General features: G+C 53.0%; 13 protein-coding genes. 4 read left to right on the plus strand and 9 right to left on the minus strand.

Features of this window, described 5'->3' with window-relative positions; translation table 11 throughout:
• Position 1: 1 nt before the first annotated feature.
• The 9 genes from SK51_RS03750 to SK51_RS03790 all read right to left on the minus strand — a co-directional run bounded on the left by SK51_RS03750 (position 2) and on the right by SK51_RS03790 (position 8,191).
• Positions 2 to 187 (minus strand): hypothetical protein, encoded by a 186-nt coding sequence (locus SK51_RS03750; protein ID WP_001196016.1) that lies wholly within the window; start codon positions 185 to 187, stop codon positions 2 to 4.
• 23 nt (positions 188 to 210) lie between these two features.
• Positions 211 to 405 (minus strand): hypothetical protein, encoded by a 195-nt coding sequence (locus SK51_RS03755; protein WP_022646586.1) that lies wholly within the window; start codon positions 403 to 405, stop codon positions 211 to 213.
• A 73-nt stretch (positions 406 to 478) separates the two neighbouring features.
• Positions 479 to 1,132 carry a hypothetical protein gene (locus tag SK51_RS03760; protein WP_006812468.1) on the minus strand — a complete coding sequence of 218 codons (654 nt, stop codon included), beginning with the start codon at positions 1,130 to 1,132 and terminating at the stop codon, positions 479 to 481.
• A gap of 6 nt (positions 1,133 to 1,138) precedes the next feature.
• Positions 1,139 to 2,737: a hypothetical protein gene (locus tag SK51_RS03765; protein ID WP_023305163.1), complete on the minus strand. Its 1,599-nt coding sequence runs from the start codon at positions 2,735 to 2,737 to the stop codon at positions 1,139 to 1,141.
• Complete coding sequence (locus SK51_RS03770; RefSeq protein ID WP_032622041.1) at positions 2,715 to 5,309, minus strand: CS1-pili formation C-terminal domain-containing protein; 2,595 nt, start codon at positions 5,307 to 5,309, stop codon at positions 2,715 to 2,717. The genes SK51_RS03765 and SK51_RS03770 overlap by 23 nt, the downstream gene beginning before the upstream one ends.
• A 6-nt stretch (positions 5,310 to 5,315) precedes the next feature.
• Positions 5,316 to 5,993, minus strand: a complete 678-nt coding sequence (locus SK51_RS03775) for an EcpB family pilus assembly chaperone (protein WP_022646582.1) — start codon at positions 5,991 to 5,993, stop codon at positions 5,316 to 5,318.
• Between the two features lie 45 nt (positions 5,994 to 6,038).
• Positions 6,039 to 6,662 (minus strand): common pilus major fimbrillin subunit EcpA, encoded by a 624-nt coding sequence (locus tag SK51_RS03780; RefSeq protein WP_003860995.1) that lies wholly within the window; start codon positions 6,660 to 6,662, stop codon positions 6,039 to 6,041.
• Between the two features lie 227 nt (positions 6,663 to 6,889).
• Positions 6,890 to 7,360, minus strand: a complete 471-nt coding sequence (locus SK51_RS03785) for a hypothetical protein (protein ID WP_022646581.1) — start codon at positions 7,358 to 7,360, stop codon at positions 6,890 to 6,892.
• An 18-nt stretch (positions 7,361 to 7,378) separates the two neighbouring features.
• Complete coding sequence (locus SK51_RS03790; protein WP_022646580.1) at positions 7,379 to 8,191, minus strand: winged helix-turn-helix domain-containing protein; 813 nt, start codon at positions 8,189 to 8,191, stop codon at positions 7,379 to 7,381.
• A 374-nt stretch (positions 8,192 to 8,565) separates the two neighbouring features.
• On the opposite strand from SK51_RS03790, the gene SK51_RS03795 reads away from it, so the two are divergent.
• From SK51_RS03795 to SK51_RS03810, 4 genes are read left to right on the plus strand one after another with little or no spacing between them, the layout of a single operon-like run.
• The gene (locus SK51_RS03795; protein ID WP_048206598.1) at positions 8,566 to 9,150 is read left to right on the plus strand and encodes a fimbrial protein; all 585 of its coding nucleotides are present in this window, start codon (positions 8,566 to 8,568) and stop codon (positions 9,148 to 9,150) included.
• 52 nt (positions 9,151 to 9,202) lie between these two features.
• Positions 9,203 to 9,895 (plus strand): fimbrial biogenesis chaperone, encoded by a 693-nt coding sequence (locus tag SK51_RS03800; protein WP_048206599.1) that lies wholly within the window; start codon positions 9,203 to 9,205, stop codon positions 9,893 to 9,895.
• Positions 9,896 to 9,910: 15 nt separating this feature from the next.
• Positions 9,911 to 12,403 (plus strand): fimbria/pilus outer membrane usher protein, encoded by a 2,493-nt coding sequence (locus tag SK51_RS03805; RefSeq protein WP_022646578.1) that lies wholly within the window; start codon positions 9,911 to 9,913, stop codon positions 12,401 to 12,403.
• A gap of 15 nt (positions 12,404 to 12,418) precedes the next feature.
• Entirely contained in the window at positions 12,419 to 13,483 is a 1,065-nt protein-coding gene (locus SK51_RS03810; protein ID WP_022646577.1) for a fimbrial protein, read from the plus strand.
• Positions 13,484 to 13,488 lie beyond the last annotated feature (5 nt).

Genomic DNA, 13,488 nt, shown 5'->3' on the forward strand with positions numbered 1-13,488 from the left:
CTTAAGCGCTGAAGAAACCGCCGATGAAGCCGCCCACCAGGCCGAATACGCCACCGATGGTGCCGCCCAGCGCGCCTAACATCTGGCTGCCCGCGTTATAGCCCGCGCTTGCGCCCTGAATAGCGGCAGCAAACGGATCCCAACCACCGATGATGGCCTGTGCTTTTTTGAAATCGATAACTTGCATGATACTTTTCCTGTAAACGTGAATTAGTTGTAGCTACCAACCAGCGCGCCCAGGAAGCCCATTGCGCCACCCAGAACTCCGCCAACCACACCGCCAACCATGCCCATGATGCTGGCGCCAGTGTCGTAACCCAGCTGTGCACCTTTAACCAGACCAGCGAACGGGTTTAACGCGCCGCCAATAATGTCTTTCGCTTCTACGAATGAAATCGCTTTCATTTTTATCTCCTGTAGTGATGGATCTTTAGCATGATGCTAAAGGCTAATTTCCTTTTATGAAGGAAAGCGGTTGCTACGGGCAGGTGGTCAGCGGAATGATTTTATTGCCATAAATAATCATTCGCCTTGCAGCCTGCCCGGCATTATCTATTTCCAGCCGTTGCCCCGGAGGAATATATTTTGAATTATTGTATTGCGTACTGCACCCGACCGAGGAAACATATTTAAAATAGGTATTCCCGGTATTACTCACCACCCCGTTGCTAAACGCATAATCAAAATGTCGTGTCCATGGACGGACAATCAAAATAGCCTCAAGCGAGACCACCACATCCGACTGGATGCGCTGGCCTTTGCGCGTGATGACCTTTGCCTGGAGCGGCGTCTCGGTGAATTTTACGCGATAGTATCGCTCTTTGTTGTCATGCGGGCCGGTATAGTAAAATTTAAAACCCGCGCGCTCACCGCTCCCCAGCGTTAATTGCTTAGGCGAATACATGACTTCGCCGTCTTTTATTTCGGTTTCTTTTCCCTTCTCTTTAGGAACGTCTACCTGAATAAGCGAAACGGTATAATTCTGACGTTCGCTGGTATCGTTTTTTATCGGCTGAAAAACAACTTCTCTTTCGGGAAGAAAATCAATATTCAGACTTTCGATAATTAAAGCATTTGCCCCTGTGGAAATGAAGCAATTTATTGCAAAAATAGCTAGGAATTTTCCAGTCATGGTTGATTAATTCCAGGATGCGCTAACATCTATTCTTCCCTGCGCGGTCACTTCGCCAAACCAGCTATTTCCGTCATAGGTGGTCTTCGATACCGGATTATCCATAACGAACTGGAGGATCAGCGGTGTTTTCCAGAGCCACATATCGGTCACGCCGGAACTCATTTTGTCCCACTCTTCCGCATGGGTGGCCGGCGCCGGGATCGACAATACCTCGCCTTTACAGTTATGCGCCATGCGCGTCTGGCTTTTCCCCACCAGCACGTTGCCAGGAATGGGAACCGTAAAGCCGTTGCCGCTGAAGGCGCAGTAGTCCACCCCATTCAGGCTTTGAGTAGGCCCGGTGACTTTTACCGTGACCGCAATCGCCGCATCTTTTTGCGCCCCGCTGTAGGTGATGGTGTAGGGGATCTCAATGGGCGTTTCGCCGATGGCGCCTTTCCCGGAGCCGCCCAGACCGTCAGGATCGAGGGCGTAATCCGGGTTGTCGGGCGTAATCTCCAGCCCCGGCTGAATAGGGTTAATCACCAGGCCGCCCCCCGGCTGGAAGCAGAAATCCGCCGCCAGCGAGCTGTTGCCGGGCGTCAGGCACAGGCTGACGATATTGCCAATGCTGCTGCCGTCCCCCGCCTGCGCCACGCTCAGAATTAACGCTTTCGGCAAAAATATTTTAAGGTACGCTTTGCCGCCGTTTTTCTGCGGCGCCGCGAGGAAGGTGTTTGCCAGGACACGCGTATCACTCAGGATACCGCCGGAGATGCTGTACCAGGTGTTTTCATCGAAGGTCAGCTCGGCGGCAAGCCCGGTGCCGCCGTTCATGTGCGATTGCAGCACGCTGTTGACGCGGGAAGAGGTGAGCGCCAGCCCCCCGTTGTAACCGGAGATATCTTCCCCAACAAACGTGTATTCAAGCAGGTCGCACAGCACGCCAGAGACCGTGTTGCGGGTGTATTTGGTGCAGGTGGCCCCTGTTGATCCATCGACAATCGTCACCTCGCCGCTGATCGGGTCAATCCCCAGGTTGAGCGCCCTGGCGTTGGTCATGGTCAGCGTGCCCACCTTGTGAAGCGTATTGGTGGTGGTCACTTTGTTGATGGAGCTGATTTGCGGCGTGGAGGTGATGGTCACTTCATCCCCTGGCGCGGCGTTGAGCAGATAGTTAAAGAACGGATCGCCCAGGACCCAGCGCCCGTATGACGTGCCGGGCTCCATCACCGGCGGCTTGACCACCATCGACGTATCGGTATAGCGGGTCGTCGGGGTGTACCCCGTGTTGCCGCAGGACGAGGAACACGCCGTCCCTTTAAAGAACGGAGAGGCGCTGGAACCGGTCACCGAAAAATCGATGGTCAGCGCGCTGCCTGCCGGACCGCTGTAGCTGTTGTCCGGGATGTAAGTGGCGATACCGTTATTCGTTTTCGCGCTCAGCGTCGGCCACTCACGCGAACCGTGTAAAAACGCGGTCGAGGTGCTGTTCAGACTAAACAGCCCCGCGCTGTTTCCCGTACCGTTATTGTCCGGATTATTAATGGCGAAATAGGGCAGCTCCTGCGCATGGGCCACCGCGCTCATCAGCAGCAAATTAAGAGCGAATATCTTTTTCATCGTCACGTTCCTGCGTTCCTTTTGCTTCCTGCCAGACGAAATCGCCTTTGTCGCAGGAGATGTCCCCGAGCCACAGCGCACCGCGGTTAGACTCAATGTCCAGGCGCACTTCGCAGACGCTGTCGTCCGGCGTGGCGATACTCAGGACAGGGTTGTTCTTATCAACGTCGATCACGAAGCGTCCGTCGTTCTCCGTCCGGGTCAGCCCAACGTGGTTTTTGATCTGCGTGGCGCCAATCGGATTGCCGTTTGCATCCACAAGGCGGCCAAACAGGGTGACGATTTTCTTCACCTGCGGCTTCATCACCACGGTATTGCCCGGATAAACCGTGATATGGCGACGCGCATTCGCGCCAATCTCATAGCTTTCCGTACCGGTTTCACTGTTCATCACTTCCAGGTCATAAGCCTGGTATGCCGGCAGCGACAGCCAGGTTTTATCCCCTTTAATGCGTTCTGCCCGGCCGTTAAGCTTCAGGGTCAGCGCTTCATCAGATTTGAGACCGGTACTGACAATCACCCCTGCGCTTTCGGTGCCTTTCCCGGCGGCGATGGCCTCTTTGGACCAGCCCACGCTGCCGTCACTGGTCAGCGTGGAGTTCCAGCCTTTACTCATGCCGCTCTGGACGCTGAGGATGTTGCTGTTCCACGGCGTGTCGAAGTTCACGCTGCCGCCGCCGCTTACGCTGCGATCCTGGCGGCTGTTAAAGGCTTTCGAGACGTTGGCTGTGGCCGATTTCAGGTAATCGCCTTCAAACTGGCGGCTGGCGCTGACGTTCAGCGCCGTGCCGGTATCGCGATTGTGGGAAACGCCAACCGACACGGTATTGCCGAGCGGTATGGCGAAATCGAGCATCACGTAACGATCTTTCTCTTCGTAATACCCGTCGTATTTGTTGCGCGACATCCCCACCCGCAGGCGCGCCGTACCGTAGCGACCGGCGTATAACCCCTGGGAGTAGTCCAGCTGATAGCGTTTATAGCGATAGAGGTCGTCCTCCTGACGCATCAGGCTCAGGTTGCCCGCTGAGGGCAGGCCGAACGACGGCAGGCTAAAGGAGGCGCCCCAGGTGTTGCCCTTGCTCTCATAGATATCGAGGAACTTGCCGCTGGAGAGCTGTTCATGGGAGTACCAGACCGAACCGATCTGCCACGGCAGGCTGAGATTCGCGCCGTAGTTGGCGCGGTACGTTCCGTCGGAGGCGGCCATGGTCTGGGTATTCACCGAGAAATAGCCCGTCAGGTTCAGGGAGGCCCACAGCTCGCTGACGATGTGTTCCCGCATCATGTAGGTGGAGGCGTTCCAGTCGACCATCCCGCTGCGCTTGCTGAACGAGGCCCCCACCAGCGACATGGTGTCTTTATGTTTGGTGTCGTAATCGTAGTAGTAGGTGTTGTCCTGCTCGTTTTTGTGTTTCGCGTATTTTTTATAATTGACGACGGATTTATCGCGGCTATACATCCCGCCCCACATCTGCCAGCGCAGCGTTTCCGACACGTTGCTGGAGAACGGCTTATTCACGGTGTACATGCTACGCGACACGGTGCGGCTTCCGCTCACCACCTCAACTTCGATGCTGTAGATCCCGTAGGGCAGGCTGCTGGTGTCAATTTCATGGTTGCCGACGTCAAAGCGCTGAATCCCGATAAGCTGCCCGTCACGACGAATACGGGCCTCGCCCGCCGTGGGGAAATAGACCACCACAGGCGTCAGAGAGAGCGTGTTATCGCGCTTACGGGAGTTGGCCTGGTTGCCCATGGAAACGCCGTAGACTTCACCGCCGGAAATCCCGCTGACGCTCGCCAGAGACTGCATCGCCCAGCCGTTCAGCATGCCCGCGGCGTAGCGCATCCCCTGATAGTCGCGCTCCCACATAACCGCGTTCATCTGGGTATCGCTGCTGCTCTCGTTGACGTAGCCAGAGCCGTCGATCAGCACATGATCAACGCCCATTGAGATCCAGTTTCTTGCGTTCAGATAGCCCGACGACCAGCTGTCACCGTAGCCGCTCTCGGTGTGATACGCCCCGAGGTTGTAGGAGAACGTGCCGCTCAGGTCGTCAGACTCCGGCGCATCAATGTCCACCTCACGCGGGCGAATATTCACCCCGTAGTCGCTCTGCGACAGATTCAGCAACAGGCGCATTTTTTTCTGATCCAGCTCGAACGCGGACCCCGTACTTACCGGAATGCGCATCTGGTCATCAAACTGCTTGTCGTTAATGCTCTGCAATAACGTTCTCATCTCTTTTGACAGACGAATGCCGTTATCAGACTCCTGGACCTGAACGTCCCTCAGCCCCAGCTTCAGATCTTTTGCAAAGAGCGTCACGTCACCGATACGAACATATTCGCTCGCCGTGCCTTCGTGGTTCCCTTGTTGTGCTGAGTGTGGACGCGTATTCACCAGATAGACGGGAATTTTGATCCCCTGCTCCAGCAGTGCATAAAGCGAGTCGGGAAAACGGTAATTAGCGATAACCACGGAGCTTGAGGCTGCATGCGCAAGCGCGGGCAGCGTGCCGGATGCGCAAGCCATCATCACCGGCAACACTAATTTATTTTTCACCATGCATCCTTACTTAACAGGTATGAACTGTTTCAGGTCCCATATTCCGAGATGAAAATGGTTATCCGTAACGTTGATATCCTCGATAGCGCGCGAGGTATCCGGCATCAGGTAGAAGTTTTTGGTACACGGCGTAGTCGGTGATTCCGGATTCGGCTTCAGGCAGGTTCCGGTCGCATTGACGCGAAAAGCGGTGTTGCCCTTATTCGTTATTTTTCCCGCCACATAGACGAAGTCGATCTTCTTATCACGGGGCTGAACCACCAGAATGGTGCTCACCACCGCGCGCGTCATCCCGGTACCGTTTTTTGGTGAACCGCTGTCCACCTCTTCGCTCACCCCTTCATCCGTGAAGGTAATGCGGTAGTAACGCTCTTTGTTATCGGCGTTTCCGTGATAGTAAAATTTGACAATATTGCTGGTACCGGCGGGCATTACCATGCGCGTGGGCGTCAGCAACAGTTCGTCCACTTTCTCCGGATTAATGACGATCCCTTCATCCATTGGGCTGCTGATCCGCTGTGCGCGAACAGAAACAATACGCACGCTGTCTGCTTCGTTTTTTATTTCCTTGGCGGTGGAGTCAGCATCCGCAGGAATAATGGTGGTGACTTTTCCCACATTAATGGCCAGCGCGGAGGAAGAGATAAATAATAAAAATAAGAAGGCGGATTTGAGGTTAAACATGCTATTTCCCTAAACAGGGGCTTGCGCCCCTGGATCGATCAGGCCTTAGCCCCAGGTTGCGCGGAACGCAACAGATACGGTCCCTTCCCACAGGCTGTTGGTCAGGTCTTTGAACTCTTTCGCAGTACCCGCGTTGTCCTGAGCGGAGTCAACGTAGAAGACGAATTTGTCCTGGCCGGTAATTTCGGTATCTGCCGCCGCGCCTGCGCTGGTGGTCAGGTTCCACAGGCCAGAAGAGACGCCGGTGTTAGAAGAAGAATCAACCAGCGTGGTCCATGCGGTTGATTTCGCCCCCACGGTGCCACCGATAGAGCCCAGGTCGTTACCGCCCCAACGCGCACCCACTTTCAGCTTGGTCGCTTCACCGCCCACGCTGAACAGCGTGTTGTTTGAATCGTCGAGGATAGCTTCGAGTTTGAAGCTGGTCGCCGTAGAGTGATCGCCACGGATAGCCACATCAAACAGACCGGTATCGGTGTTGAAAGATTTGGTATTGGCGCTGTAAACGAAGTTCAAAGCACGCGTTGGCGTAACAACCAGGTCGGATTCGCTGTCTTTGGTCGCGGTTGCCTGCCAGGTGGCAGAAGCCGTCGTTTCTGCTGCATTAACTGCGCTCAGGGCAGAAACAGACAACAGGGAGCCCAGAACGATAGCGTTCAGTTTGTTCATTTATTTAGTCCTTCAAAAAAGAATCCACGTGTATAAAAAGGGGAGCCCCTTTTTCGAGGCGGAGTATAGACAGCCGCAAAATAACGAGGCAATACAGAAAAATTCACTCGCCGGAGAATAACAATAAAAATATAAATAAATTTCTCGTATCTTATTGTTACGTATTGAGTAAATCACTCAATTTCCCGAGCAATAGATAAATATCGATTTTTCAATAAAGAGAAATATCAGGACGTCGGAACAGCCACACACATCATTACAGGCAAAACCAGCCCCTTAATTAACCAGGCGTGCGGTTTAACGCGGGTAATATAGAAGAAGTTGATATTATCAAGTAACATTTCGTTTACAACGCCATCCGGTGCCGCATCATCTTCAGATTTATTCAGCTTTTTATCCTTAATATAAAAGATATTGCTTCCGTCGACTTTTTCCACGCTGAGCGTGTAATTTCTGTCAATCAGGTAGCTTTTGCCCTCTTTCTTGAGTACGCCTTTATGAATAACCGTCACAACATCTTTGTTGTTAAACAGGAAAAGCGTGGTTAGCGACATATCGGTTAACTCACCCGTGGAATAGGTTTTCCAGGAAATGGTATCTGACTGGCAGCCAAACCCCTCATCCTGCGTTCTGGTAAAATAGATCCACAACAACGCGATGGCAGACAGCGCCAGTACGATACTGAACAGTACACTCATTTTAGTCCTTGACATATTTTAACTCCCGGTCAGGCTTCTGTAAGAAATGCAGTTCTTATAATCGTCGATACTGTCCTGCTGATAACAGATGGCCAGGAAATAATTTTCTATCTGCGACTTTTTAAACCTGGAATAGTAAGCATCTGCAACCTGGTGTTGACAGTCGATATGTTGACTGGCAATGACCTCTTTTACGTGATTAAAGTAGTGCTGTCGCGGCTGATACATATTCTTATCGATCAGGTATACCGTACACCGGTCCACTTTACCGAGCAGATGCATATCAGAATCTTTCAGGCTCTCGGCATAGGAATCCCTTTGGTGCAACAGTAAAACAGCGGTGCCGATAACGGTAATCAGTAATAACGTGCAAAGAGAAATAAAGAGTCTGTGCAGCGATATTAATTGTTTAGGCGGATCGGCATCTTTCTTATGCGCTAGCGTATCGAATGCTTCAGAGGCAGATTGTTCACTAAGCGTTGAAACAACCGGCGGCCTGACCGTGTGATGTTCAATATGCGCGGCAAGGCTAAATCCCTTGCCACGTATCGTTTTTATCAGTAAAGGATCGCATCCTAAAGTACGAAATGCTTTTCTGATTTCACTTATGGCAACATTCAGACTCACCGAAGAACCAGAGAAACCATGATCCTCCCAGACCTTCTTTATCAGGTCGTCTCTGTCGAGAGTTTTACCATTATTGATGATAAGTTCATAAAGCAGACGACCCGCCTGGTTAGATAACTTAATGGATGACTCTTCCTCTCCATTAATCATGATCATACCGGTGTCGACTTCATAAAGCATTGTAAGATCAATGAGATACTTCATATTATTATTACGCCATTGTTAAAATTATGTGCATTTGCCAGGCAATAATAAGTCTAAAGTTTGTGTGGTCAAGTCGCGTGATATTAATTGAGAGATGAATTCATAAAGCTTCATTAATTAACAATTATTAAATCATTAATAAAAATATTCGAACTAACGCATTTAGGTTAAAACATTAAAAAAAACTAACTCGCAAGATTATAATCTTAAACTTTAGAAGTTGTTGGAATAATGTTTTGTTATGTACTTTTTTAGTGCAACATAATATCGTCAAAGCATTCTCCCGAGTCGCCATGCGTCTAGCCGGTACATCAGGGACATGTGTAGCCGATTAACATTCATTTTAAATAACACAAATCTTCATGGAGTTTATCATGTTCAAATCGATCATGACCGTATCACTGCTGGCCGCCGCTATTGCTTCTACCAGTGCAGTTGCCGCAGACAATTCAGCGGGTGGTATCATTAACTTTACCGGCGCTATTACCGATACAACCTGTACCATTAACGGCGGTAAAAGCGCGGACTTTACCGTTGCGCTTTCCCCTATTTCGGTAAAAGATGCAGGCACCACGGTTGGCCTGATCACTAAGAATAAAAAATCTATTGCGCTGACGTTCTCAGGTTGTTCACCAGCAGCCGGAACAACCGGTACCCCGCTGAAAGTGTATTTCTCCAGCGCGGATAATATTTCCACTGACGGTAAATACCTGCTGAATAACAGCGTGAACGAAAGCGATGCCAGTGTGGCACGTAATGTCGGTTTTGCGTTAGTGGAGCCAGGTTCGTCTACGCCAATTACCCTGAACCAGCCTTACACTACGGATATTATGGGTACAGCGACCGCGCCAGATTCCGAGACGCTGACGCTGGATGTTTATTACTATAAAACGAACGCCGCTGCCGCCACCGTGGGCGAGTTAAGCTCCAACGTAGCGTATACCATTTCCTACCTGTAATAATGATTATTCAGGCTCTGTTTTCGCAGAGCCTGTATTTAAGGTTGCAATCATGCGCAAGGCAATTTTGCTGGCAGGCTTACTGCTAAGCACCGGTCACTCATGGGCCAATATTGTCATTAATGGCACCCGTGTCCTTTATCCTGAAAATAACAAAGAGGTGATCGTCCAGTTAATGAATACGGGCGATACGCCCGCTCTGGTGCAATCCTGGATAGATGACGGTGATATTAATTCCACGCCGGAAACAGCCAATGTGCCGTTTCTGCTGTCGCCGCCGGTGATAAAAGTTAACGAACATAATGGCCAACAGCTTCGTATTAAAAAGCTGCCGTCCAGCTTGCCTGCGGATCGCGAATCCGTCTTTTTCCTGAATGTCCTCGACATTCCGCCCAGACCTGAAAATCTGCAAAATCAGAATACCGTTCAGCTGGCGATTAAATCCCGTATCAAACTTTTTTACCGGCCCGCTGCGCTGAAAGGCACGCTGGATGACGCGGTGGCGAAACTGACGCTCGCCGCCGAAGGCGATCGCTTTCGCATTACAAATAACAGTCCGTTCCATATTACGGTCGCCAATATTTCGCTGGGTAAAACGAAATTGCTCCAGGAGTCCCCGATGGTTTCCCCGTTTGGGCAGCTGACGGTCGCCGCAAAAAATACGGTTAAGCGCGGACAAACCTTCCAGCTGATGTATGTGGACGATCTTGGCGCGTATAAAACCCGGACTTTCACCAGTCAGTGATCGGAAAGACTCACCATGAAAATGAAACAAAACAGACTCTGTCTGCTGGCAGTCTGCACGCTTCTGCTTTCGCATAAATCAGGGGCCGTCTCGTTTGATCCCTCCCTGCTTGCTGGCGCATCCGGTGAGTCCGATCTGTCTCGCTTTTCCGAAAACAACGCCATGCCTGCCGGCAGTCAGGAGATGGATATCTACGTAAACGGCAGCTGGAAGGGACGTTATACCGTCATCTACGGCGAGCAGCGTGACGACATCCGCCTTGCCTGGAAAGATGCCCGGTCGCTTGGCATCAACACCACGTCCGTGCCTGCGCCCGCCATTGCGCACGGGCAGGTGCAGCTGCGCGATCTGGTTCAGGGCGGTGAAGTCAAAACCGATACCAGCACCCTGAGTCTGGCGCTTACCGTTCCGCAGGCGGCTGTGCTGCGTACTGAAGAAGGTTACATTGCCCCCCAGTTTTGGGACGAGGGGATCCCGGCGCTGATGCTCTCGTGGAACACGACCTGGTATAACACCCGTGCAAAAGGCGCTGCGAAAGACACAAATGATGATTTTTATGCCGGGCTGGATTCCGGCGCCAACCTGTTCGGCTGGCAGTTTCGCGACAGCAGCGCCTGGCGGAAAACGGCCAGCGGAGAGAGTAGCTGGCAGAATAATACCCGCTACCTGCGCCGTCCCCTGGCCTCGCTGAAATCCAACCTGACGCTGGGTGACTTTTATATTCCTGGCGATCTGTTTGATTCCCTGCGCGTGCGCGGCGTGTCGCTGGCGTCGGACATGAAGATGCGCCCAAATTCACAGCAGGGTTTTTCACCGGTGGTTCACGGCGTGGCACGGACGAACGCCCTGGTGAAAGTTATCCAGAATGGCAACGTGATCTATCAGGAGAACGTACCGCCGGGCCAGTTTACCCTCGACAGCATTCAGCCTACCGGCTCTGCGGGCGATTTGCTGGTGGTGGTGCGTGAAGCGGACGGTTCACAGCAGTCCTTCACGGTGCCGTTTTCCGCCGTGCCCGGGATGCTAAAAGAAGGGGTGAGTCAGTACAGCGTGGTGGCGGGTAAAGTGCACCAGAACACGCTCGATGCCGAACCCGCATTCATGCAGGCCACGCTGCGCTACGGGTTTAATAACCTCATCACCGGGTATACCGGGACGATTATTAGCGATAACTACCAGGCCGGGCTTGTCGGTACCGGGTGGAACCTTCCGTTTGGCGCGGTCTCGTTTGATGTCACCCACGCCAAAACCACCCTACAGGATCGCACCAGCAGCGGTCAGAGTTATCGCGTGTCGTACAGCAAATTTATCGATACCACCGCCACCAACTTCACCCTGGCGGCCTATCGCTATTCCACTAAAGGCTATTACAGCTTCAGCGACGCGCTCTATTCGCGCGAAGGGTATCAGCGCCTGAGAGCGCAGTACGACGACTATGAAGATCGGTTTGGCGTTGCGCCCGACATGTCGCTAAGCACCTGGGATGCCCTGCGCGCGGCGCAGCCCAAGAATACCTTTACGCTTAACCTTAATCAGCGCCTGCTCAATAACTGGGGCACGGTATTTGTCTCCGGCACACAGCGCGATTACTGGAACTCACAGCAAACCACGCGCGAATACCAGATGGGCTATTCCAACGCCATCGGCCGCGCCAGCTATACCCTGTCGGCCAGCCGGGTACGGAACAGGGACAGTGAAGAAGAGACGCGCCTTTACCTCTCCCTCAGCCTGCCGTTCTCGCTGTTTGATAATAATGCCTGGATCACCTCCAGCCTGACGGCCAGCGATTCGCATTACGAGCAGAGCAATATCAGCATGAGCGGGAACGCGCTGGCGTCGAACCGCCTGAGCTACACCCTCTCCGGCAGTAATGCGCGGGGGGGTAAAAATGCGGCAAGCGTTAACGCCGCGTACCGTTCGAACTTCGCGACACTCGGTGGCTCTTACAGCGAATCCTCCGACTACCGCCAGACCGGGCTCAGCGGACGGGGAAGCCTGGTGGCCTACCCGTGGCACGTTCTCGCCTCAAACGAAACCGGCACAACCATGACTATCGTCGATGCGCCAAAAGCGGAGGGACTGATGGTGAACGGCGATGAAAGCATTATGACGAACCGCGATGGCGTGGCGCTGGTGCCTTACGCCACCCCGTATCGCAAAAACGCCATTACGTTATCGCAAACGGAAAACAGCGCTGGCGCGGAGGTGATCGGCAACATGGCTAACGTGGCCCCTTACGACGGGGCGGTGAGCTACATCCGCTTCGAAACCGACAAACGCGAGTCATGGGTACTTCATGCGACGCGTGCCGACGGCAAACCGCTGCCCTTTGGTACCGAAGTGCTGGATGAACACGGTGAATCTGTCGGGTATGTCGGCCAGGCCAGCGTACTGTATATCCGCGCTGAACAGCCGCCACGCGCGCTCAACGTGCATCTCCGGGGCGGGAAGTGCGAAATCTCCGCCCCAGCCTGGGGGCTGAACAGCCCCTCATCGGTTTGCCATTAATTACGGATTATCAAAATGTTACGATCATTCATATTCCTGCTCCTCTCCAGTATTAGTGGGATGAGCTATGCCACCTGCTCCGGCAGCAGCATCGTTTATGGCACACCGATTACCATTGATTTATCGGATAAGCTGAGCCCGGCCACGCCCACATGGACCGGCAGCTTCAGCACCCAGTACAGCGGCTCATTCAACTGTACGACAGGTAACAGTGAATTTTCTTACACGCCGATCCTCTCGACCGACAGCAAATACGCGACCATCCTCGGGTTCAGCAATAACAAGTATATGGTGCGGGCGGAGATCACCAATCCCCCGGCCAATAAAACCCTGACTGCCAGCGGTAGCCATACGGCGTCTGAGCTGAACACACCGTTTACGGTTCGCTTCACCCTCGTTAACCAGAGCGGCACTACCCTGACGGGGGATACGGCGAACATGAGCGACGTTCTGTTCGTCAGCGACATGAGTGGGTTATCCTTCTGGGAAATCATCACCTGGCCAATCAATCAGGTCATCAAGATAGCGCAGTGGTTATTCAGCGGGTTCAAGTGGCCTTACGACAACCGCGATATGTTTGGTCAGCCGATGATCATCAAATACGCGCCAAAACTGACTACCTGTTCCTTTGATAATGCGGGGCTGACCGTAGCGCTGCCGACGCTCGGCATTCCCCAGCTCAGTGCATCCTCACAGCCGGGGCTGACGCCTTTTTCACTGAACATGAGCTGTCAGAACGTCGGGGTTAACGGCAATTCCGATCGGGCAATTGAGATGTTTCTGTCCAGCACGCAGTTGCTCTCAACAGACAGCTCGGTGCTGATCGACAGCAGCAGTAGCGCGGCGCAGGGCGTGGGGCTACGCCTGATAAAACGTGACGCCCCGCAAACGCCGGTGACCTTCTCTACCTCAACCACCAGCCGTGGCAACGCCACGATGATTTTCAGCGTGGCGGCTGGCGCGGCGCTGGACGAACATTTCACCCTTCCGATGGCGGCGTACTATTATGTGTGGGCGCCCGCCCAGGTGAGCCAGGGTAAGATCAATACATCGGCTACGCTGAATATTATCTATCCCTGATGTGA

It is taken from the genome of Enterobacter sp. MGH85 (assembly GCF_001037655.1).
Classification (GTDB): Bacteria; Pseudomonadota; Gammaproteobacteria; order Enterobacterales; family Enterobacteriaceae; genus Enterobacter; species Enterobacter intestinihominis.